Genomic DNA, 21,125 nt, shown 5'->3' with positions numbered 1-21,125 from the left:
CCCATGGACCTCCAGACCCGCATCACGCTGACGACCGGCGTCGCCCTGCTGACCTGCGCCCTGGCCGTGCTCGGCGTACACGCCTACGCCGCCGGCCGCGCGCAGCGCCAGGCCCTGGTCGACCGGCTGACGTCCACCGGCCAGATCACCGGCACCGGCCGCCGGCGCCGCTTCGCCGACCTGGACCGCCGACTGCGCCGTACCAGAGCGGGCAAACAGCTCGAACTGCGGCTGGCCGCCACGGGCCTGGACGTCACGCCCGGCGAGTTCTTCGTCTACATGCTGGCGACGGTGGCGGGCCTGTGGCTGGTCGGCCAGGCGGCCCTCGCCCCCTTCTTCGGCCCGATCGCGGGCCTGCTGGGCGTCTGGGCGGCGATCCAGTTCCTCAACTGGCAACGGCAGAAGCGCATCGAGAGGTTCATCAACCAGCTCCCGGAGCTGGCCCGCATCCTGGCCAACGCGGCGCACGCGGGCCTGGCCCTGCGCACGGCCATCGGCCTGGCGGCGGAGGAACTGGAGGCCCCCGCGGGCGAGGAACTGGCCAAGGTCTCCAACCAGCTGGCCGTCGGCGCCTCGATGGACGACGCGCTGGGCGAACTCGCCGAACGCCTCCCGTCCCGCGAACTGGTCGTCCTGGTGACCACGCTGGTGCTGTCGAACCGGGCCGGCGGCCAGGTGGTCAGCGCGCTGCGGAACCTGACGGAGACGCTGGAGGAGCGCAAGGAGACCCGACGCGAGGTCCGGACCCAGCTGTCCCAGGTGAACATGACGTCGTACGCCGTGCCCGTGCTCGGCATCGGATCGCTGTTCCTGATGAACGGGGTGAAGGACGGCGCACTGGAGCGCATGACGGGTTCACCGCTGGGGCAGGCCGCGGTGCTGATCGCGTTCGGCCTGTACGCGCTGGGTTTCATCATGATCCGCCGTCTGTCGCGGATCGACGTCTGAGGCACGGAGAGGAGGAGACGGGACGATGGGACTGGGACAACTGGGCCTGCTCCTGGCCCTGCTGACGGCCCTGAGCGTGTGGGGTGTGTTCGCCGGCATCCGTATGTACCGGGCGGACGTGAAGCTGCCGAGCGACCTGGCGCTCGCCCTGGAGGTCGGCGCGAGCCGCACCGGCGCGGTCGACTCGCTCGTCGACCGCATGGGCATGCGCTACGCCCCCGCCGTGCTGCGCCTGATGGGCCCGAATCTGGTGGCCAGGTACCGCCGCAAGATCGACCTCGCGGGCAACCCCGGCGGCCTGACCATCGACCGCTATGCCGCCCGGCGGGCGGTGTACGGCTTCCTGGGCGCGGTCGGCTTCCTGGTGTTCCTGCTCCGGGGCCAGGTGCTGATCGCCCTGCTCCTGCTCGCCTTCGGCGCCTTCTGGACGGAGGTCGGCATCTGGGCGGCGATCCGGATCAGGAAGGACGAGATCGAACGCACCCTGCCGGACTTCCTGGACGTGCTGGCCGTCGTCGTCAGCGCGGGCCTCGGCTTCCGCCAGGCACTCGACCGGGTGGCGTCGAAGTACGAGGGCCCGTGGGCCGACGAACTGCGCATCACGCTGCGCCAGATGGACCTCGGCATGAGCCGCCGCCAGGCCTTCGCGGAGCTGCGCCGCCGCAACGACTCGGAACAGGTGGCGATGTTCGTGACGGCCTTGCAGCAGGGCGAGGAACTGGGCGCCCCGATCGTCGACACGCTGGTGGCGCTGGCGAAGGACATGCGCCGCACCGACGCCCAGAACGCCCGCCGCAAGGCGGCCCGCGCCGTACCGAAGGCCACGATGATGATCACGACGTTCATGGTCCCGGCGACGATGCTCCTGCTCGGGGCCGGCCTGCTGCTGGGCTCCGGGACCGACTTCGGCTCGCTCACGGGGGAGTAGGGGGAGGTCATGGCAGGCATGCCGGTGAGGATGGGCATGGGCATGGGCATGGGCATGGGGGCGAAGTCAGTCGTCGCGGCCGGAACCGGAGCTCGGGGACGTCCCCGGACGGCCGCGGACCGGGAGCGCTCCGCGACGATCCCCCTGCAGACGAACGCGCTCCAGGCGATGTGCCGCCAGGTCTTCGGCTTCCGTCTCGCCATGATCGCGCTCGCGGCCCCCGCGGCCCTGCTCAACGCGGCGCCGGGCTTCGGCACCCGGCTGGTGGGAACGTCGGTCGTGATCACGTTCATGGGCTCCTACGCCCTCTTCCGCGACTGGGAGCGCTTCGGCCCCCTCCTTCTGCGCCACCCCACCCTGCTCGCGGCGGACACGCTCTTCACTTCGCTCCTCCTGCTCTCCGCGGGCCCGGACACCACCCTTGCCTACGTCAGCGTCTGCACCCCGCTGCTGGCCGGCATCGTCTACGGCTACCGGGGCGCGGCGGTGTTCGCCAGCGCGCAGTCGCTGATCCTGCTGCTGGCGTACGCGATCAACCGGGAGGCACAGGAGGGCAGCGGCCTGGCGGAGAAACTGCTCCTTCCGGGCTTCTGCGTCATCACGGGCGCACTCGGCTCGTCCCTGCGCGGCCTCATGCTGCGCTTCGGCACGGCCACCGAGGCCCTGACGACGGTCCGCGCCCGCCTGGCTGTGGCGGAGGCGGTCAGCGAGGAACGGGCCCGGCTGGCCCGTGAGATGCACGACTCGGTGGCGAAGACGCTGCACGGCGTGGCGCTGGCGGCGGACGGCCTGGCCCGCTCGGCGGCCTCGCCGTCGCCGGACCCGGGCCGCCTCGCCCGGCAGGCGGAACTGGTCTCCCGAGCGGCACGCCGGGCCGCGGCCGAATCCCGGGAACTCCTGGCCGACCTGCGCCACGAGTCGGCCCCGGACCTGGCGATGGACCTCGGGGCGGAACTGGCCACCCGCACGCAGGCCTTCAGGACGCGTACGGGCATGCGGGCCACGTACGCACGGGCGTCCGGCGAGGCCCTCCCCCCGGTGTCGCCGGCGGTGGCCCGCCAACTCCTCACCATCGCCGAGGAGGCCATGGAGAACGCCCACCGGCACGCGCGGGCGACGCGGGTCGAGGTGAGGGCGGTCGTCGAGGACGGCGTGCTCAGCCTGACGGTCCGGGACGACGGCCGGGGCCTCCCGCCCGGCACGACCCTCGACCACCTGCGGCGCACGGGCCACTTCGGCCTGGTCGGCATGTCGGAGCGGGCCGCCTCCGTCGGCGCCCGCGTCCAGGTCGGCGGGGGCGGGCAGGCGTGCGGCACGGAGGTCCGCGTGGAGCTCCCGCTGGCCGCCCTGACGACGGAGGCGACGACCACATGAACGAGCCGCCCCGCGCCGCCGGGCCCCTGCGCGTCGTGGTGGCCGACGACAACCCGGTGGTCCGGGCGGGCCTGGCGGCCCTCCTCGCGGCGCACGCCGACCTCACGGTGGTGGCCGAGGCGACGAACGGCCACGAGGCCCACGAGGCGTCCCTGCGCCACCGCCCCGACGTGATCCTCCTGGACGTGCGCATGCCGGGCACGGACGGCATCACGGCACTGCCCCACCTCGTCCGCGTCGCCCCGGTGCTGATGCTGACGTACAGCAGGGAGCCGGAGACGGTCCGGGAGGCCCTGCGCCTGGGGGCCGCGGGCTACCTGGTGCACGGCGAGTTCACGACCGGCGAACTGGTCCGAGCCGTACGGGACATCAGCCGGGGCCGACCGCGGCTCACCCCTGCAGCGACAGCGGCGCTCGCTCAAGCAAACCCTGAACTCCCCACTGCGCCAAGCAATTCACGGGAACCGCTTTCGCAAGTGCAACCAGATGTGGGACAGTCGACGTCATACCGGTCAGGGTTCCGGCTGAGCAGGAGGGAGGCGGAGATCATGGACCTCATCGCATCGGGCATGAACAACCAGCAGATCGCCGCCGCCTGCTTCATCAGCGAGAAGACCGTCAAGAACCACATCAACCGAATCTTCGCCAAACTCCACAGCACCAGCCGCGGGGAGGCGGCCGCCAAGTGGCTGGGAACAGCGCCGGGTTCACGTCCCGGGGGAGGCGAACGGTGATGGTGGAGCGATGGTTTTCGGACGGGGCCGGGAATTGGGTCCTGGGGCCCTCTGGTGTTTCGGGTGTTCCCGCTTACGTTTCTCGCAAGACTTCTCATGACGCTTGCGAGCCCAGCGCTCAACGACTGCCGGACACCAGAGGGGACCACCATGAGCAACTGGATGAAGACCACCGTCGCATACATCCGTTCCCGCGCCGTTCGAAGCGACGAGGGACAGACTGCGGTGGAGTACCTGGGAATCATCGCGGTGGTGGTGGCGATCGTGCTGGCGATCACAGGGACGGACATCGGTCAGACGATCTACGACGCGATCGTGAACCAGATCGACGAGCTCACAGGATGACCCGGCGCCGCAGGTTCGGCGACGCAGGGCAGGCCTTCCCCATCTACATCACGGTGGTGGGGGGCCTGCTCTTTCTCGCGTTCGCCTATCTCGCGGTGGGACAGGCCGCGGCAAACAGGAACGGTGCCCAAACAGCAGCAGACGCGGCAGCGCTGGCGGCGGCGCAGGAGACGCGAGACCAACTCGCCGGGGACTGGTTGCAAGTCGTGGGTGATCCGGCGAAGTGGCAGGAAATCCTGGACGGTGGCACCGAGGTGATCGACGGCTGCTGGCGGGCATACGAACTCGCTGACCAGAACGACGCCACCGTCCAGGGCTGTGACACAACAGAGCCGCTGGGTTACAAGGTGGTTGTCCTGACCAACAGGTTTGTGGGCGACTCCATCGTCCCCGGCACGGAGAACGTGCGCTCGACTGCTTCGGCCACCGCAGTGATCGAGTCTCGCTGCACCTTCGATCTCCCCGGCTCGGGTGCCGAAGACGGTGAGGGGAACGACGTACTGCCACTGCCCCAGCTCACCTGCGATGACGAGACGTGGGACCCGGACCCGGACGACCCGAGCACCCTTCCGGGGCCCGAGGACCTCTTTGACGTCCATCTGTCCGACTGACAAGCGAACGACGAGTGACGAAGGAAGCAGAGGCATGAGCATTCGGTTCACCACGAAGGCCCGTAGGGGGACGGTCGCACTGACCGTCGCGGCCGGACTGGCCCTCGGTGTGGCCGGCTGCGGAAGCTGGGGAGACGACCCCAAGAAGCCGAAGACGTCGGCGTCGGCTCCCAAGGACGCCGCTGATTCCAACCCGAGTGCTCAGGAGGGAACGGACGAGCTTCTTGCCGAACTCAAGGGCGAGGGCGGCCTGATCCTCAAAATCACCTCGGCTCGGCGCGACTCCGGAGGGTTCGTCACGGTGAGCGGAGAGCTCAAGAACGACGGTGACGAACCTGCACGCGTATCGGCGCGTACATCAGGGGACGAGACCGAGATCATCAGGCATGGAACATCTTTCGGCGGAGCAACGCTCGTCGACTCGGCGAGTAAAAAGCGTTACTACGTGCTGCGTGACACGGACGGCCGCCCCTTGACGACGACGGGCATGCCGCGGATCAAGGCCGGTGACTCGATCCCCGTTTTCATGCAGTTCCCCTCCCCGCCCGCGAACACATCCGAGGTCAGCTTCCAACTTCCCACGTTCGCCGCAGCCACCCTCCAGATCTCCGGGTGAGGCCCTCATGACCCGCACCCCCCGCCTCCCCCTCACCCTCACCGCCGCCGCCCTCATGGTCGCCGCCAACCTCCTCGGCGCCACCACGGCCGACGCCGCCGATGACCCCAGCGTCCCGCCCGGCACCGAGGCGACGGCCGCCGCCCCCGTCGAGGTGGACGCCAACGATCCCGACCTCAAGCTCCCCGAAGGCGCGACCCTCGCCGAGGCGAAGGTGCTGGACATCAAGCAGGTGGTGGAGGACCAGGCCGGGGAGGAACGCCGTGAGGACACCAACGCGGACGTGAAGTTCGCGCTCCAGGCCGAGGTCCTCTTCCCCAAGGACAGCGCGAAGCTGACCGGCGAGGCGAAAGCCCGGATCGCGGAGATCGCCGAGGAGATCAGGACCCAGAACGCCACCCGCATCCGCGTCTTCGGCTTCACCGACAACCTGGGCTCCTCAGCCCACGGCGACGTCCTGTCCAGGAAGCGCGCCAACGCCGTACAGGGCATCCTGGAATCGGAACTGAACGACTCCACGGTCACCTACGAGGTCCGCGGCTACGGCGAGCAGTACCCGATCTCCTCGAACGCGACGGAGTCGGGCCGCAAGAAGAACCGCCGGGTGGAGGTGTCGTTCCCGCGCTCGGAGAGCTGACGCGGCAAGGCTCCCGACGGGACGGGAGTCCACGGGGCAGGGATCGCCCGCACGCTCAACTCGGCTCGACCACCACCCGCGCCCCGACCCGCGCCCCCCACCCCGCCATCGCCCCGGCCGCCGCCTCCAGCACATGCCGGGAGCGCAGGCGGGGGAGGCCGAGTCGTCCCGGTCCCATGGTGTGGACGGCGATGATCCTCAGGTGCCGGTCGAGGTACGCGACGTCGATCGGGATGCGCATGCCGAAGGTGTGCACGCTGTTGGCGGGGGAGAGGAGAAGCGCGCCGTCGACGGCGTCACGGCCCAGCAGGCCGCGGGTGCGCGCACGGTAGGAGGAGGCGATCTCCAGCGGTACGCGGACCTCGCCCCGCTCGCCGTGCACCGTCAGCGTCCCCTGTCCGTCGCGCCACCGCCGACCCATCCGAGCCACCTCCGCGCAAAAGAAGTTGTCAGCCCCAGCAGGGCCGGGTAGGAAGGCTCCCATGACCGGACTCGGCGCGGTATTCCGCCCCCAACTCGCCCCCGAACGGCTCCGATCCGTCGCTCGCCTCGCCGACGAGGCCGGTCTCGAAGAGCTGTGGCTCTGGGAGGACTGCTTCCGTGAGGGCGGCATCTCCACCGCGGCCGCCGCTCTCGCCTGGACCGAGCGGGTCAGGGTCGGCGTCGGCCTGCTGCCCGTGCCGTTGCGGAACGTCGCCGTCACCGCCATGGAGGCCGCCACCCTGCACCGTATGTTCCCGGGCCGCCCGATCCTCGCCGTCGGGCACGGGGTGCAGGACTGGATGGGACAGGTCGGGGCGCGGGCCGAGTCACCGGTGACCTTGCTCAGGGAGCATCTCGAAGCGCTGCGGGCCCTGTTGCGCGGGGAGCGGCTGAGCGTCGAGGGACGGTACGTCAAGCTCGACGACGTGGCCCTCGACTGGCCGCCCGCCGAGCCGGTACCGATCATCGCCGGAGTCACCGGGCCCCGTTCGCTGCGGCTGTCCGGCGCGGCGGCCGACGGCACGCTGCTCACCGCGTCCTCCTCGGCCGAGGACGTGCTGCGGGCACGGCGCCTGATCGACGAGGGCCGGGAGTCGGCCGGACGCGCCGAGGCGGAGCGGCACCAGGTCGTCGTCTATCTGCTCACCGCCACCGGCGCCGACGGACCCGCCCGTCTGCAGGCCGAGCTGGCCGAGGAGGGGCTCGGATCCACTCCGGGCGTCGGGGTCGCCGGAGACGCGGGCGCCGTGGCGAAGGCGGTCCAGCGGCTCGCGGACGCCGGGGCCGACACCGTCGTCCTGCAACCTACGGGCGACGAACCCGACCCGGAGGGGTTCGTACGGTTCGTGGCCGAGGAAGTACGACCGCTGGTGCTTTGAACGCCCGAGCGCGCCCGGGTCGTCGGTGCCGGGGCCCGGCGGTGCTCGGGTGCTCGGGGACGAGACCTGCCCGTCGTCTCCCGGTGGGACGGCGAGCACCGCTTCCCCGGCCGCGGACGCGTAAGGCCCCGCACGCGGACCCCTTGAGGGCAACACCGCCTCGGTACGCCTCCCCGACGACCCGGCTCCTCACCCGCCGGCACCCTCCGCCACGGCACCGGCGACCACACACCGCCGACCCTCCCGGACGCCGGCGAAGCCGGGAAGCCGGAACCTCGCCCACCCGCCCCCTGAGACGGATCACCCCATGAACGAACCCCGGCCCCGCCCCGACCACCCCCGCTCCTTCGAGGACCTCGTCGCCGAAGGCGCCGCCGTGCCCACCGAGGGCTGGGACTTCTCCTGGTTCGAGGGCCGGGCCACCGAGGCCCGGCCGTCCTGGGGATACGCCACCTCGCTCGCCGAGCGGCTCGGCCGCGCCACCGCCGCGCTCGACATCCAGACCGGCGGAGGCGAGGTGCTCGACTTCGCCCTGCGTCGCGCCGCCCCCCGGGCACCCACCCTCGTCGCCGCCACCGAGGGCTGGCCGCCGAACGCCGCCAAGGCCACCGCCCTGCTGCGCCCGCGCGGCGTCACCGTCGTCGCGTCCGCCGAGGACGCCCCGCTGCCCTTCGCCGACAACGCCTTCGACCTCGTCTCAAGCCGGCATCCCGTCAGCCCGCACTGGACCGAGATCGCCCGCGTCATCCAGCCGGGCGGGACCTACTTCGCCCAGCACGTCGGCCCCCGCAGCGTCTTCGAACTCGTCGAGTACTTCCTGGGCGCCCTCTCACAGGAGCAGCGCGAAGCCCGCCATCCCGACCGCGAGCGCGTCGACGCCGAGGCCGCCGGGCTTGAGGTGGTCGATCTGCGGGCGGAGCGGCTGCGTGTCGAGTTCCACGACATCGCGGCCGTCGTCCACTTCCTGCGCAAGGTGGTCTGGATGGTCCCCGGCTTCACCGTCGAGGCGTACCTGCCTCAGCTGCGCGCCCTGCACGAGCGGATCGAGTCCGAGGGCCCGTTCGTGGCACACAGCGCCCGCCACCTCGTCGTGGCCCGCAAGCCCGGCGCCTGAGCCGCCACGGAGGGCTGCCCGTCACGCGTGCGGCCCCACCGTCACCTGCCCGACCACCAACTCCGCCCTCGCCTCCAGCACCTCTCCCACCCGCTCCGCCTGTTCACCCAGCTCCCGCTCCAGCCGCCCCGTCAGGCGCCGTCCGATCAGCTCGACGGTGACCGTCGAACGACGGCCCTGGCGCCGCTGGTGCCAGACCCCGGACACCACCCCGTCCACCAGCACCACCGGGTAGTTCCCCGCCTGCCCACCCGCCAGAGCCCGCCGGTAGGCGTCCCCGGGGAACAGCGACGCTCGCGGCTGCGCGGCGACGGCGTACGCGTCGAAGTACGGCAGCAGCCGCACACCGCGCACCGGCCCGTCGGGAAACTCGGTGTCGTCCGCCGCCACCCACGCCCCCGCGCCCTCGAAGTCGACCTCCTCGGTCTCCCCGGCCTTTGCCAGTTCCCCGAACAGCCCCGCCGCCCATCCGGCGGGCGCCGCCAGCCACTTCGCGAAGTGCCGGGGCGTGGCCGGGCCGTACGCGCGCAGATACCGCCGTACGAGTTCACGCAGGGCCGTCCGGACCGGCAGCGGATCGAAGGAGGGCGGCCGTGTGTACGTCGGGCCACGTGCGTTGCAAACCTCACATCCGTACGCGGAGGCTTTCCGCTCCCTGTGCATCAAAGGATCCTTCACCTTTTCCACATTGTTATAGAGGCTGACTCGCTTTCCCGTGACCCCTCACGTAAGTTCAGACCAAGGCAATTCGCGTACGCAAAGCTGCGCGGCGACACCGCGCAGTGGAGGGGGCTGCGCGGTGTCACGCCTTCACGCGGGCCGCTGCTGGACGCGCGTCGCGTCCCCGCCCGTCCGCTCCGCGCGATCGCGCGCGGCGTCAAGCGGACGTTCGCGGTCGGGGTCACCCGGGCGGGGGATGCGTGGACAAGTCGCCAGGCAGACCCACAAGAGGCTGCAAAACCTACGGATCCGACCGCATCCCACGCGTTTCCCCTGGAAATCAGCCGCGACACGGCCGCGAACGCGCCAGGAACCGGTCCTTCGACGACCACCGCCCCGTCGCCGAACGGTTTCGGAGAGTAGTTGTGGCATGCCGATGCGCGCAGCATCACTTACGAAGGGTTATGGTGGAAGCCCCCCCTCGGGCCGGTCCGTCTCCCCCCCACGGACCGGCCCGTTTTTTGCGCTCGCACTCAGGATGCGTCCGCACTCCCGGGGTCGCGTCGCTCACACGGGGGGCGCGGGGAACCCCACGGCCGCCCGCGCACCGCGCCGCCCCCGCCCGACCGGCGCACCTCCACCCCACCGCCCCCCTTCAGCGCGGCCCCAGCGCCACGGGGGTAGGCTTCGCCTCCGGGGACCGCCATACGGACAGGGACCGCCCTCGACCGCGCCGCGACCACCGCCGCGCACCGATCATCGCGACCACCGCGACCGTGCCGGGGCCGCTCCTGTCCGATCCGTACGGAGGGGCTGACAATCACGTGAACCTGCGCGACAAGCTGCGTAACCTGCTGGTCAGGGTGTACGCACGCCGGGTGGAGGGCCACCTGGACCACGCTCAGGTGCCCAAGCACATCGGCGTGATCATGGACGGCAACCGCCGCTGGGCGAAGGCGGCGGGCTCCTCCACCGTGCACGGTCACCGGGCCGGCGCGGAGAAGATCGAGGAGTTCCTCGGCTGGTGCAGTGAGACGGACGTCGAGGTCGTCACCCTGTGGCTGCTGTCGACCGACAACTTCGACCGGCCGCAGGACGAACTCGTCCCGCTCCTCGGGATCATCGAGGACGTCGTGCGCACCCTGGCCGCCGACGGCCGCTGGCGCGTGCACCACGTCGGCACGCCCGACCTGCTGCCGTCCGGGATGCAGACCACCCTCAAGGAGGCCGAGGAGGCCACCGCGCACATCGACGGGATACTGGTCAACGTCGCCATCGGCTACGGCGGCCGCCAGGAGATCGCCGACGCGGTGCGCTCGATGCTGCTCGACGCACAGGACAAGGGCACCTCCCTGGAGGACCTCGCCGAGGCCGTCGACATCGACATGATCGGCCGCCACCTCTACACCGGCGACCAGCCCGACCCCGACCTCGTCATCCGCACCAGCGGTGAGCAGCGGCTGTCCGGATTCATGCTCTGGCAGACGGCTCACTCCGAGTACTACTTCTGTGACGTGTTCTGGCCGGCCTTCCGCAAGGTCGACTTCCTGCGCGCCATGCGCGACTACGCCGCCCGGCACCGGCGTTACGGCGGCTGACGCACCTCACCACGGGGGCGGTCAGGGGCGGAAGTAACGAGGAGTTCACCGGCGCGCCGTCATATGCATCGGCATGGCCGCGCGTGTTCGAGGGCATAAGCCAAGCAGGTCGACACCCGAACCACGGGTGTCGTATCTCAGCGGACGGCGCCGGAGTCGTCCGCCCGGGAGGCCCTTTGCACCAGCCCCACCGTGCGGTCACAGCACGGAAGAAGACGCGGAGGGCCGGTTTTCGGCCCGTGCAGAGCGGCCGACGACCGGTCGGGTTCTTCTCACCCTCCCGGTCGGGACCCCCACACTCCCGGCCCAGCTCCCACTCCGTCGCTCCCCGACCTCATCCGAGGGGGTACGTCCTTCCGTGGTGACCAGCACAAAGCGCCACAAGCCAGACCGGCGCACCTACGTCCTCGACACCAGCGTCCTGCTGGCCGACCCGAACGCCCTGAGCCGCTTCGACGAGCACGAGGTCGTGCTCCCCATCGTCGTGGTGACGGAGCTGGAGGCGAAGCGGCACCATCCCGAACTCGGCTACTTCGCCCGGCAGGCACTGCGCCTGCTGGACGACCTGCGGGTGCGGTACGGCCGTCTCGACGCCCCCATCCCGACCGGGGACCTCGGCGGGACCGTGCGTGTCGAGCTCAACCACTCGGACCCCAGCGTGCTGCCGTCCGGCTACCGCCTGGGGGACAACGACTCCCGTATCCTCGCGGTCGCCCGCAATCTGCAGGCCGAGGGGTTCGACGTCACGGTCGTGTCGAAGGACCTGCCGCTCAGGATCAAGGCCTCGTCCGTCGGACTCCTCGCCGAGGAGTACCGCGCCGAACTCGCCATCACGGACTCCTCCGGATGGACCGGAATGTCCGAACTCACGCTCCCTGGCGAGCAGGTGGACATCCTCTTCGAGGAAGGGCACATCCACGTCCCCGAGGCCGCCGGCCTGCCCGTGCACACCGGGCTGACCATCCACTCCGAGCGCGGCAAGGCGCTCGGCCGGATCACGCCCGACGGCAACGTCCGCCTCGTGCGCGGCGATCGGGAGGCCTTCGGCATCAAGGGCCGCAGCGCAGAGCAGCGGATCGCGCTGGACCTGCTGCTCGACCCGGACGTCGGAATCGTGTCCATGGGCGGCCGGGCCGGCACCGGCAAGTCGGCGCTGGCGCTGTGCGCGGGCCTGGAAGCCGTGCTGGAGCGGCGTCAGCACCAGAAGGTGATGGTCTTCCGGCCGCTGTACGCGGTGGGCGGGCAGGAGCTCGGCTATCTGCCCGGCACCGAGGCCGAGAAGATGAGCCCCTGGGCGCAGGCGGTCTTCGACACACTGTCGGCGGTCACCAGCCGTGAGGTCATCGAAGAGGTCACGGCACGCGGCATGCTGGAGGTGCTGCCGCTCACCCACATCCGCGGCCGTTCCCTGCATGACGCCTTCGTGATCGTGGACGAGGCGCAGTCACTGGAAAGGAATGTCCTGCTGACCGTTCTGTCCCGAATCGGTGCTGATTCGCGGGTGGTTCTCACGCATGACGTGGCCCAGCGGGACAATCTGAGAGTCGGGCGCTACGACGGTGTCGTCGCGGTCGTGGAGAAACTGAAGGGCCACCCTCTCTTCGCCCATGTCACGCTGACACGGTCCGAGAGGTCCCAGATCGCCGCCCTTGTGACCGAAATGCTCGAAGACGGGCAGATCTGAGAAAAGACCGGCTATTGAGGCCGGTTACGCAGTAGTTGGCGCCGTCCGAAAGGCGAAGAGCCTAGTCGGGCGGCGCCTCGGCGTGTGCGGCTTTCCGTAAACCCCCTGGGACAAACGAGGTGTGAGCTTTCACACGCAACGCAGAATTGCCTTGCGGTGTCGGGGTACGGCAGAGTCTCACTCCTGTCAGGCCCCGCATACGACACATCTGTACCCCCAGCGGTCTAGAACCACAGCGACACCCCAACTGCATAGCGCCGTCGTATGCCGCCCGAGTTCTCCACGCGGCGCTCCCGTACGGGAGTTGCCCACCGGGTCCGAGCCTCCCGTGACCCCGCAGTTGGGAGGCCAGCGCCAGGGGCACGATTGCGTCCGCCAGGGTCACCGAAGCGGGCGATGCTGGAAGGAAACCGTGTGAGTCCGATTTCGGTCAGGGGATTCGCAGTGGCGTCAGCCACCGCGGTCACCGCTGTCGGAAGCGTCGTCGGCGTTGCCTCGGGCAGCACCGCGCAGAACAACGACGCCCAGGCGACGGCTGCCGATTCGACGCTCCTCGCGGACATACCCGCGGGCCAGCAGGCCCAGGTACAGACCGAGTCCCTGACGGCCCAGGCCGACGTCCAGGCGATCGCCGCGGACGCGAGCGCCAAGAAGGACGCTGAGGAATCGGCCCGCAAGGCCGCCGCCCAGACGGCGATCGAGAAGAAGGAGCAGGCCGAGAAGGCCGCGCAGGAAGCCAAGGAGAGGGAAGAGGCCGAGACGAAGGCCTCGCGGTCCTCCTCCGCCGACTTCCCCGTCCAGAGCTCGTACAGCATCGAGCAGATCCAGGCCATGGCGCGCCAGATGGTGCCGAGCGGCCAGTTCCAGTGCTTCAGCAACATCGTGGACCACGAGTCCGACTGGAACTACAAGGCGGTCAACCCCTCCTCCGGTGCCTACGGCCTCTTCCAGGCCCTGCCCGGATCCAAGATGTCGTCCGTCGGCGCCGACTGGCAGACGAACCCGGCCACCCAGATCAAGTGGGGGCTGAACTACATGAACGACCGCTACGGCAGCCCGTGCGACGCCTGGAACTTCTGGCAGGCCAACCACTGGTACTGAGCCGCCGCTCCACCTTCGCGCAGCCCTTCACCGCCCACTGGTGAGGGGCTTTCGCGCGTCCGCGCATCTCGCCATGTACGGTCGGACGCAACGACTCCAGGGGGGAGTGGTGGGGACAGACGGGGGAAGAGGACGAACATGTCGCGAGTGCCTGGGTGGCTCGGTCGGCTCGGCGCCGGACTGACCGAGATGAGCGATCGGTTGAACGAGCGCCGGGCCGCGGTGGAACGGGAGAGCGACGAACTCCAGCCGGCCGAGCGCTCCGCGGGAGACGAGTTCTCCGTCACCGGCACTCCCCCCGCCGACCACGTCCCCCGGCCGCCCGACTACGCGCCCGCGGCTCCGCCGCCCCGCCCCGACCCCGCGCAGGTCGTCCCGTGGGGCGTACGGGTCGCCGCCGAGGCAGGCTGGCGGCTGCTCGTGCTGGCCGGCACGGTCTGGGTGCTGATGCGGGTCATCAGCGCCGTCCAGCTGGTCGTGCTGGCGTTCGTCACCGCGCTGCTGCTCACCGCGCTGATGCAGCCCTCGGTCGCCTGGCTGAGGCGGCGCGGTGTGCCGCGCGGGCCCGCCACCGCCCTGACCGCGATCCTCGGGTTCGTCGTCATCGGGCTGATGGGCTGGTTCGTGACCTGGCAGGTCATGGAGAACATCGGCAACCTCTCCGACCAGGTCCAGGACGGCATCGACGAGCTGCGCAACTGGCTCCTCAACAGCCCGTTCCACGTCACCGACAAGCAGATCAACGAGATCGCCGAGAACCTCCGGGAGGCGATCGGCGCCAACACCGACGAGATCACCTCGGCCGGCCTGGAAGGCGTGACGGTCGTCGTCGAGGCCCTCACCGGCATCCTGCTGGCCGCTTTCTCGACGCTCTTCCTGCTCTACGACGGCAAGCGCATCTGGGAGTGGACGCTGAAGCTGGTGCCCGCCGTGGCTCGGCCCGGTGTAGCCGGCGCCGGCCCGCGCGCGTGGGCGACGCTCACGGCGTACGTGCGCGGCACGGTACTCGTCGCCCTGATCGACGCCGTCTTCATCGGTATCGGCATCTACTTCCTCGACGTACCGATGGCCGTCCCGCTGGCCGTGTTCATCTTCCTGTTCTCCTTCATCCCGCTCGTCGGCGCGGTGGCCTCCGGCGCGCTGGCGGTGGTCGTCGCCCTGGTGACGCAGGGCGTGTTCACCGCGGTGATGACCCTCGCGGTCGTCCTCGCCGTGCAGCAGATCGAGGGGCACGTCCTCCAGCCGTTCATCCTGGGACGTGCGGTCCGTGTCCACCCGCTGGCCGTGGTGCTGTCGGTCGCGGCCGGAGGCATGGTGGCCGGGATCGGCGGCGCGGTGGTGGCCGTACCGCTGGTGGCGGTCTCGAACACGATCGTGGGGTACCTGCGGGCCTACTCGCGGGAGGCGGCGCTGCGTTACGCACCCGAGCCGAGGGGGGCGACGGCGGTGGGGGCGGCTCCCGCGGACCCGCCGTCGTCCGGCAAGCCTGGGTCGGAGCAATGACAAGGGCCCGTTCACCCTGAGGGTGAACGGGCCCCGCGTTTCTGGGCGGAGGGAACTACTCCGCCAGAACCGCCTCAGCCTCCAGCGTCGTACCGATCGCCTGGATCACAGAAGCGATCTTGAACGCCTCCTGGACCGTCTCGCGGTCCACGCCGGCCTTGCGCAGTACCTGCTCGTGCGAGTCGAGGCACATGCCGCAGCCGTTGATGGCGGACACCGCGAAGGACCACAGCTCGAAGTCGACCTTGTCGACGCCCGGGTTGCCGATGACGTTCATCCGCAGACCCGCGCGCAGGCTGCCGTACTCGTGGTCGGACAGCAGGTGCCGGGTGCGGTAGAAGACGTTGTTCATCGCCATCACCGCGGCAGCGGACTTCGCCGCGGTGTACGCCTCCGGCGAGAGGTTCGCCTTCGCCTCCGGTGCCAGCTCGCGCAGGACGATCGGCGAGCGCGAGGCGATCGCGGTGGCGAGCACCGTGCCCCACAGCTGCTGCGCCGGGAGGTCCGAGTTGCCGATGACCGAGCCAAGGTTGAGCTTCAGGTCCTTGGCGTAGTCCGGTATGCGGGACTTGAGGGAGTCGAGGGACATGCGGGTCACTCCCCGGCGAGCAGCTTGACCGGGTCGAGCGTCTCGTCGCCCTTGCTCCAGTTGCACGGGCACAGCTCGTCCGTCTGGAGGGCGTCCAGGACCCGCAGGACCTCCTTGGGGTTACGGCCGACGGAGCCGGCGGTCACCATGGAGAACTGGATCTCGTTGTTCTGGTCGACGATGAACACCGCGCGCTTGGCGAAGCCGTCCTCGCCCTCGATGCCGAGGTCGCGCATCAGCTCGTGCTTGGAGTCGGCCATCATCGGGAACGGCAGGTCCCGCAGGTCGTCGTGGTCCTTGCGCCAGGCGTGGTGGACGAACTCGGAGTCACCGGAGAAGCCGAGGACCTGGGCGTCGCGGTCGGCGAACTCCTCGTTCAGCTTGCCGAAGGCGGCGATCTCGGTCGGGCACACGAAGGTGAAGTCCTTGGGCCAGGCGAAAACGATCTTCCACTTGCCCTCGTAGGTCTTGTGGTTGATCGTCTCGAACTCCTTGCCCTTCTCCAGCGAGACGCAGGCGGTCAGTTCGAACTCGGGGAACTTGTCACCGACAGTGAGCACACGCTCTCCTTGCAGCGAAGAAGACACCCGTTCGGACAGGTGTCTCCCATTGGGTTGGACCTTACGGATCCTGGCACAGCGTGCATTGATACGGGAAATAGCTACACTCGGTCGGGTTGATCGGAGGTGCCTATTGATGTCCGTGGGAAAGCGGAGACAGCCCAGTCTCGCCCAGTTGCGGGCCTTCACCGCCGTCGCCGAGCACCTCCACTTCCGGGACGCGGCGGCCGCGATCGGCATGAGCCAGCCCGCCCTCTCCGGCGCGGTGTCCGCCCTGGAGGAGACCCTCGGGGTCACCCTGCTGGAGCGGACGACCCGCAAGGTGCTGCTCTCGCCGGCCGGCGAACGACTGGCCGTACGGGCCAAAGCGGTACTGGCGGAGGTCGGGGCGCTGATGGAGGAGGCGGAGGCCGTCCGGGCGCCGTTCACCGGCGCGCTGCGGCTCGGGGTGATCCCGACGGTGGCGCCGTATCTGCTGCCGACCGTGCTGCGGCTCGTCCACGACCGCTATCCGCACCTCGACCTCCAGGTGCACGAGGAGCAGACCGCCAGCCTCGTCGAAGGGCTCGCCGGCGGCCGCCTGGACCTGCTCCTGCTCGCCGTCCCGCTCGGCGTGCCGGGAGTCGCCGAACTGCCGCTCTTCGACGAGGACTTCGTGCTCGTCACCCCCCTCGGCCACCAGCTGGGAGGCCGCGAGGGCATCCCGCGTGAGGCCCTGAAGGAGCTGAACCTGCTGCTCCTCGACGAGGGGCACTGCCTGCGCGACCAGGCCCTCGACATCTGCCGGGAGGCCGGCCGCGAGGACGCGCCGGTGACCACGACGGCCGCCGGACTGTCGACACTCGTCCAGCTCGTGGCGGGCGGCATGGGCTGCACACTGCTGCCGCGCACCGCTCTCAAACTGGAGACCACCCGCAGCAGTCAGCTGCTCACCGGCTACTTCGCCGACCCCGCCCCGACCCGCCGGGTGGCCCTCGCGATGCGGAGCGGGTCGGCGCGCGCCGCGGAGTACGAGGAACTGGCGGAGGCCCTGCGCGGGGCTCTGTGCCCGTTGCCCGTGCGGGTGGTGGGGGCGGGCGGGTGAGCCTCGCGCAGGGACGGTGACCCTCGCGCAGGGACGGAGGCCTACTCCGTACGCAGGCCGTCCGGCCGCATCAGCCGCAGCAGTGGCGGCAGGCTGAGCAGCGTCACCACGAGCACCACCCCGGCGCCGACGCCCGTCATCGACAGCACGCTCGGCCAGTCCACCCGGACCGGCCGGTCCGCCATCCGCAGCAGGACCGCGCCCAGCGTCAGCCCCACCGCCGATGCCAGCAGCAGGCCGAGGGCGATCGGGACGGTCGTCTGCCACAGCACCGACAGGCTCAGCGTGCGGCGCCGGGTGCCGAAGGCGACCAGCGAGGACAGCAGCTTCTTGCGGTCCCGCAGCTGCTCAAGCTGGGAGACCAGCAGGCTCGCGCCGATCAGTGCCATGACACAGGCGGCCCCGACGGACAGGCCGGTGCGGATGCTGGTGAACCGCTCGGACTGCCGGGTCCACTCCCAGGCCATCGGGTACGCCCGCTCGTCGATCTTCGCCGCCGTGTTCCGGGCCAGGTCGGGGACGTCGGGCACGGAATTGTCGAACTGCAGGTAGACGTGCCCGGTCAGGGCCGGGGCCGCCTCGGCGGGCAGTGCCTTGCGGGTGATGAGGAAGCCACCCCGCTCCCGGCCCTCCGCGTCCTTGAGAGCCGTGGCCTTCTTCAGATCCCGCGGCACGGCCCAGGCGATCTCGCTGCGCCTGGTGGGCTCACCCTCGTAGGTCGGGTCGAGGTACAGCGTCCGGCCCGGCTGTCCGGCGAACGACTGGGTGTCCTCGTCGTACTCGGAGCCCGTCACGTAGAAGACGTCACCTTCCCGGCAGGAGGCGATCCGGGCCACGTCGCGCAGCTCCGCGCAGGTGCCGACGGTCACCTCCGAGCCCTTCTCGGGATCCTTGCGCCGGTCCCCGAGGTACCCCTCCGAGTACGCGTAGACCTTGCGCACCCCCTCGGTGTCCCAGAACTTCGCCGCCGCCCGGTCGATCGGTACGTCGGTCGGCAGCCTCACCGACATCTGGATGCGCCCGACGTCGTAGCCGGTGTCCTCGGTGTACTCGCCCTCCACGCCCGCGAACAGCATCTGCAGCGCGATCGCGCCGGCCACGGCCACGGCGACGCCGTTGACCATGCGGGCCGCCGTACCGCTGCTCAACTGCAGTCGCCGTACCGCGAGTTGCCAGGAGACACCACCGGAGTTCAGCCGGGCGACGACCGCCTCGACGACCCAGGGGAGCAAGGTGGTCACGCCGATGAGCAGCAGCAGCACACCACCGATCACCAGGTACTCGTTGAACTCGCCGCTGTCGTTGCCCTGGCCGATCATCGGCCAGAGCATCGCTACGCCGCCGAGCGGCAGCAGCAGCCGCCACCACAGCCGGCGCCGCGAGGGCTTCGCCGTGCGCACCACACCGAGCGGCTCGATGACCACGCCACGCATCGCGAACAGCGTGACCAGTACGGCGGCCGCGGGCACGGCGACGGCGATCAGCAGGGCAAGGCCGGGGGAGGGGTTGAGGTAGCTCGGGAACACGCTGACGTCGAAGACCTCGATGGAGCCGGCGACCTGGCGGCAGGCCAGGAAGAAGCCGGTACCGAAGACCAGTCCCAGTACCGCGCCCACCAGCGCCTCGCCGGCCGCGATCCGCCGGACCATCCGGCCGTCGGAGCCGACCAGCCGCAGCGCCGCCAGCCGCCGGTCGCGCCGCTCGCCGCCGAAGCGCACGGCCGCCGCGATGAAGACGGCGACGGGCATCAGCAGCACCACGAAGACGACGAGGACGATCAGGATCAGGACGGGGTCGACACGTTCCTGGGGCGGGTTGGGGTCGCCGTACCTGTCGATGCGCGCCACCCGGACGCCGTCGACCTGCGAGGCGAGGTCCTTGGCGCCCCGGTAGAAGGTGAGTTCGGCCGGGCCGATCAGTCCGGCCTCCCCGATGGTCCCGACGATCCGGTCCGGCAGCCGCTCCCTCAGCAGCTTGCCGTCGTCCGATTCGAGGAACCGCTTCAGCGCGGGGGAGGCGACCATCTCGCCCACCGCCGGGAACTTCTCCACGCCCGGCGGCAGCGGCGCCGCGGGCCCTTCGGGTTCCAGCGCGCGGCCCCGGACGGTCTCGTCACGGAAGGTCGTGTCGGCGTCCCCGACGAGCAGGGTGTCGTCCGCCTTCTGCAGGCCCTGGTCGCTGTAGACGATGTCGGTCCGCGCGTACGACCGCTCGTTGCGTGCGCTCTGCAGGCTCGGGAACGCGGCCGTGAGCAGCAGCAGTGCCACCCCGAGGCCGACTCCCACGGCCGTCAGCAGGGCCCGGATCCATCCCTCGCGTCCGCCGGCGAAGGCGAACCGGACTCCCATGCCCAGATCCCTGCCCCACTGACCGACGCTCATACGACGCGCTCCATGTCCCGGGACTTGCCGTCCCGTACGACGATCTCGCGGTCGGAGTAGGCGGCGACCCGCGCCTCGTGCGTGACCAGCACGACGGCGGCGTTGGTCGAGCGGGCGGCGTCGGTCAGCAGCTCCATGACGCGCTCGCCGTTGAGGGAGTCGAGCGCGCCCGTCGGCTCGTCGGCGAAGAGCACGCGCGGGTTGGTGACGAGCGCGCGGGCGACGGCGACGCGCTGCCCCTGACCGCCGGAGACCTCGCCGGGCCGCTTCTTCCTGAGATCGTCGACCTCCAGGCGCTCCATCCAGGTCAGCGCGGCCTTCTCGGCCTCCTTGCGGGAGGTGCCGTTCAGCCGCAGCGGAAGGGCGACGTTCTCGACACACGTCAGCTCGGGTACGAGCTGCCCGAACTGGAAGACGAACCCGAACTCCGAGCGCCTGAGCGCACTGCGCTGGGCGTCGTTCATGGTGGCCAGCTCGCGCCCGTTGTAGGTGATGGACCCGGAATCGGGCGGCACGATCCCGGCGAGACAGTGCAGCAGGGTCGACTTGCCGGAGCCGGACGGCCCCATGACGGCGACGACCTCGCCGGGGTGGATGGAGAACTCGGCGCCGTCGAGCGCGACGGTCGGGCCGTACGTCTTGCGCAGCTCCTCGGCCGCGAGCAGGGAACCGGGAGGCGCGGTCACTTGGCCACCACCTCGGCCAGCTTGTCGAGGCGCGCGGCGGTGAGTTCCAGCCAGCGCAGGTCGGCCTCCAGGTGGAAGAGGGCGTGGTCGCAGATCAGCTGATCGGCGAGGTCCCCCTTGCGCTTGCGGTCGGTGAGGATGCGCATCAGGCGCAGGTGCTCGGCACGCTGGGTGTCGAGGATGTCGGCGGCGTTGCGCCGGGTGAGCAGCGCCAGGACGACCTTCGTGTAGAGGGTCGACTGGAGATACGGCTCGGGCTTCTCGGGCGTCGCGAGCCACTGCCGGACGTCGGTGACCCCGGCGTCGGTGATGGCGTACCGCTTGCGCTCGGGCCCGCCGCCGGGCTCGATCCCGTCGACCTCGACGAGCCCGTTCTTCAGCAGGCGGGACATCGTCGAGTAGACCTGGCCGTAGTGCAGGGGCCGGTCGTGACCGAACTTCTCGTCGAAGGCCCGCTTCAGGTCGTAGCCGTGGCGGGGGCCCGATTCCAGGAGCCCTAGAAGGGTGTGACCGATGGACATGGCCATGACTCTACACGGGGTGTATACGCGGCATGTATACGCCGAGTGTGCAGATCATGGCGGCGCGTACGACACTGTTGCGACGGCCCT

The 21,125-nt window shown here is 70.4% G+C and carries 21 protein-coding genes and 1 pseudogene; 15 read left to right on the top strand and 7 right to left on the bottom strand.

Going from position 1 to position 21,125, the window contains the following annotated elements:
- The first annotated feature begins 3 nt into the window (after positions 1 to 3).
- The 8 genes from ACWCPI_RS28465 (at position 4) to ACWCPI_RS28430 (ending at position 6,193) form a co-directional block, all read left to right on the top strand.
- On the top strand, positions 4 to 948 hold the full coding sequence (locus tag ACWCPI_RS28465) for a type II secretion system F family protein (RefSeq protein WP_451040830.1): 945 nt from the start codon (positions 4 to 6) through the stop codon (positions 946 to 948).
- A 25-nt stretch (positions 949 to 973) separates the two neighbouring features.
- Positions 974 to 1,876 carry a DUF5936 domain-containing protein gene (locus ACWCPI_RS28460; protein ID WP_451040829.1) on the top strand — a complete coding sequence of 301 codons (903 nt, stop codon included), beginning with the start codon at positions 974 to 976 and terminating at the stop codon, positions 1,874 to 1,876.
- A gap of 18 nt (positions 1,877 to 1,894) precedes the next feature.
- Complete coding sequence (locus tag ACWCPI_RS28455; protein ID WP_451040899.1) at positions 1,895 to 3,250, top strand: sensor histidine kinase; 1,356 nt, start codon at positions 1,895 to 1,897, stop codon at positions 3,248 to 3,250.
- Positions 3,247 to 3,984: a response regulator gene (locus ACWCPI_RS28450; protein ID WP_451040828.1), complete on the top strand. Its 738-nt coding sequence runs from the start codon at positions 3,247 to 3,249 to the stop codon at positions 3,982 to 3,984. The genes ACWCPI_RS28455 and ACWCPI_RS28450 overlap by 4 nt, the downstream gene beginning before the upstream one ends.
- Before the next feature lie 150 nt (positions 3,985 to 4,134).
- Positions 4,135 to 4,329 (top strand): Flp family type IVb pilin, encoded by a 195-nt coding sequence (locus tag ACWCPI_RS28445; protein ID WP_451040827.1) that lies wholly within the window; start codon positions 4,135 to 4,137, stop codon positions 4,327 to 4,329.
- Entirely contained in the window at positions 4,326 to 4,940 is a 615-nt protein-coding gene (locus ACWCPI_RS28440) for a pilus assembly protein TadG-related protein (protein WP_451040826.1), read from the top strand. The genes ACWCPI_RS28445 and ACWCPI_RS28440 overlap by 4 nt, the downstream gene beginning before the upstream one ends.
- A gap of 34 nt (positions 4,941 to 4,974) precedes the next feature.
- Positions 4,975 to 5,556: a hypothetical protein gene (locus ACWCPI_RS28435; protein ID WP_451040825.1), complete on the top strand. Its 582-nt coding sequence runs from the start codon at positions 4,975 to 4,977 to the stop codon at positions 5,554 to 5,556.
- A gap of 7 nt (positions 5,557 to 5,563) precedes the next feature.
- Entirely contained in the window at positions 5,564 to 6,193 is a 630-nt protein-coding gene (locus ACWCPI_RS28430; RefSeq protein ID WP_451040824.1) for an OmpA family protein, read from the top strand.
- A 55-nt stretch (positions 6,194 to 6,248) separates the two neighbouring features.
- Here the strand turns inward: ACWCPI_RS28430 and ACWCPI_RS28425 are convergent, their stop codons facing one another.
- Positions 6,249 to 6,614 carry a DUF192 domain-containing protein gene (locus tag ACWCPI_RS28425; protein WP_451040823.1) on the bottom strand — a complete coding sequence of 122 codons (366 nt, stop codon included), beginning with the start codon at positions 6,612 to 6,614 and terminating at the stop codon, positions 6,249 to 6,251.
- A gap of 61 nt (positions 6,615 to 6,675) precedes the next feature.
- On the opposite strand from ACWCPI_RS28425, the gene ACWCPI_RS28420 reads away from it, so the two are divergent.
- Positions 6,676 to 7,554, top strand: coding sequence for an LLM class flavin-dependent oxidoreductase (locus ACWCPI_RS28420; protein ID WP_451040822.1), 879 nt, complete (start codon positions 6,676 to 6,678; stop codon positions 7,552 to 7,554).
- Positions 7,555 to 7,861: 307 nt separating this feature from the next.
- Complete coding sequence (locus ACWCPI_RS28415) at positions 7,862 to 8,668, top strand: class I SAM-dependent methyltransferase (protein WP_451040821.1); 807 nt, start codon at positions 7,862 to 7,864, stop codon at positions 8,666 to 8,668.
- A gap of 21 nt (positions 8,669 to 8,689) precedes the next feature.
- Here ACWCPI_RS28415 and ACWCPI_RS28410 read toward each other — a convergent pair.
- Positions 8,690 to 9,280 (bottom strand): annotated as a pseudogene (locus ACWCPI_RS28410) (DNA glycosylase AlkZ-like family protein); the annotation flags it as partial.
- Positions 9,281 to 10,152: 872 nt separating this feature from the next.
- Between ACWCPI_RS28410 and ACWCPI_RS28405 the strand changes: the two are divergent.
- The 4 genes from ACWCPI_RS28405 (at position 10,153) to ACWCPI_RS28390 (ending at position 15,214) form a co-directional block, all read left to right on the top strand.
- Positions 10,153 to 10,926 (top strand): isoprenyl transferase, encoded by a 774-nt coding sequence (locus ACWCPI_RS28405; protein WP_451040820.1) that lies wholly within the window; start codon positions 10,153 to 10,155, stop codon positions 10,924 to 10,926.
- 358 nt (positions 10,927 to 11,284) lie between these two features.
- Positions 11,285 to 12,610, top strand: coding sequence for a PhoH family protein (locus tag ACWCPI_RS28400; RefSeq protein WP_451040819.1), 1,326 nt, complete (start codon positions 11,285 to 11,287; stop codon positions 12,608 to 12,610).
- A gap of 396 nt (positions 12,611 to 13,006) precedes the next feature.
- Positions 13,007 to 13,711, top strand: coding sequence for an aggregation-promoting factor C-terminal-like domain-containing protein (locus ACWCPI_RS28395; RefSeq protein WP_388802419.1), 705 nt, complete (start codon positions 13,007 to 13,009; stop codon positions 13,709 to 13,711).
- A 138-nt stretch (positions 13,712 to 13,849) separates the two neighbouring features.
- The gene (locus ACWCPI_RS28390; RefSeq protein ID WP_451040818.1) at positions 13,850 to 15,214 is read left to right on the top strand and encodes an AI-2E family transporter; all 1,365 of its coding nucleotides are present in this window, start codon (positions 13,850 to 13,852) and stop codon (positions 15,212 to 15,214) included.
- 55 nt (positions 15,215 to 15,269) lie between these two features.
- Here the strand turns inward: ACWCPI_RS28390 and ACWCPI_RS28385 are convergent, their stop codons facing one another.
- Both ACWCPI_RS28385 and ACWCPI_RS28380 read right to left on the bottom strand, forming a co-directional pair.
- On the bottom strand, positions 15,270 to 15,803 hold the full coding sequence (locus tag ACWCPI_RS28385) for an alkyl hydroperoxide reductase (RefSeq protein WP_388802413.1): 534 nt from the start codon (positions 15,801 to 15,803) through the stop codon (positions 15,270 to 15,272).
- 5 nt (positions 15,804 to 15,808) lie between these two features.
- The gene (locus tag ACWCPI_RS28380; RefSeq protein ID WP_019754129.1) at positions 15,809 to 16,363 is read right to left on the bottom strand and encodes a peroxiredoxin; all 555 of its coding nucleotides are present in this window, start codon (positions 16,361 to 16,363) and stop codon (positions 15,809 to 15,811) included.
- Between the two features lie 136 nt (positions 16,364 to 16,499).
- Between ACWCPI_RS28380 and ACWCPI_RS28375 the strand changes: the two genes are divergently transcribed.
- Positions 16,500 to 17,447, top strand: coding sequence for a LysR substrate-binding domain-containing protein (locus ACWCPI_RS28375; RefSeq protein WP_451040817.1), 948 nt, complete (start codon positions 16,500 to 16,502; stop codon positions 17,445 to 17,447).
- Positions 17,448 to 17,488: 41 nt separating this feature from the next.
- Here ACWCPI_RS28375 and ACWCPI_RS28370 read toward each other — a convergent pair whose 3' ends face one another.
- From ACWCPI_RS28370 to ACWCPI_RS28360, 3 genes are read right to left on the bottom strand one after another with little or no spacing between them, the layout of a single operon-like run.
- A complete protein-coding gene (locus ACWCPI_RS28370; protein WP_451040816.1) occupies positions 17,489 to 19,828 on the bottom strand; it encodes an ABC transporter permease in 2,340 nt (779 codons plus the stop codon).
- Positions 19,825 to 20,514 carry an ABC transporter ATP-binding protein gene (locus ACWCPI_RS28365; protein WP_451040815.1) on the bottom strand — a complete coding sequence of 230 codons (690 nt, stop codon included), beginning with the start codon at positions 20,512 to 20,514 and terminating at the stop codon, positions 19,825 to 19,827. The genes ACWCPI_RS28370 and ACWCPI_RS28365 overlap by 4 nt, the downstream gene beginning before the upstream one ends.
- The gene (locus ACWCPI_RS28360; RefSeq protein ID WP_451040814.1) at positions 20,511 to 21,035 is read right to left on the bottom strand and encodes a PadR family transcriptional regulator; all 525 of its coding nucleotides are present in this window, start codon (positions 21,033 to 21,035) and stop codon (positions 20,511 to 20,513) included. The genes ACWCPI_RS28365 and ACWCPI_RS28360 overlap by 4 nt, the downstream gene beginning before the upstream one ends.
- Positions 21,036 to 21,125: the final 90 nt, after the last annotated feature.

This window comes from Streptomyces sp. NPDC001920 (assembly GCF_053594495.1).
The sequence above is the reverse complement of the archived record's forward strand: the minus strand, read 5'-3'. Positions and strand labels throughout refer to the sequence as shown.